This window comes from Pontimicrobium sp. MEBiC01747, from assembly GCF_053601635.1.
Map to the genome: position 1 here is coordinate 1 of NZ_JBSHNS010000145.1, position 366 is coordinate 366.

A 366-nucleotide genomic window follows, 5' to 3' on the forward strand; every position below is an offset into this window, starting at 1 on the left:
ACATTACAAAGAGAAGGCGATAATTTACATTACGATTTATATGTAAGCATATCTGATGCCGTTTTAGGAGGCTCTAAAGAAATTGATACCGTTACAGGAAAAGTACGTATTAAAATAGAAGCAGGGATGCAGTCTGGTAAAATATTACGCTTACGCGGAAAAGGAATTCCAAGTATTAATGGTTACGGAAAAGGAGACCTATTAGTCCATGTTAATGTCTGGACACCAAAAACCTTAAGTAAATCTCAAAAAGAATTTTTTGAGAGCATGAGAGAAGATGAACATTTTGCGCCAAAACCAGAACGTTCAGATAAATCATTTTTTGAAAAAGTAAAAGACATGTTTTCATAGGAAACACTCTAATAA

At 33.6% G+C, this 366-nt stretch carries 1 protein-coding gene; it reads left to right on the plus strand.

Going from position 1 to position 366, the window contains the following annotated elements; genetic code table 11:
- A partial coding sequence (locus ACVC2P_RS03945) for a DnaJ C-terminal domain-containing protein (RefSeq protein WP_452597185.1) occupies nucleotides 1-351 on the plus strand: 351 nt, incomplete at its 5' end.
- Nucleotides 352-366 lie beyond the last annotated feature (15 nt).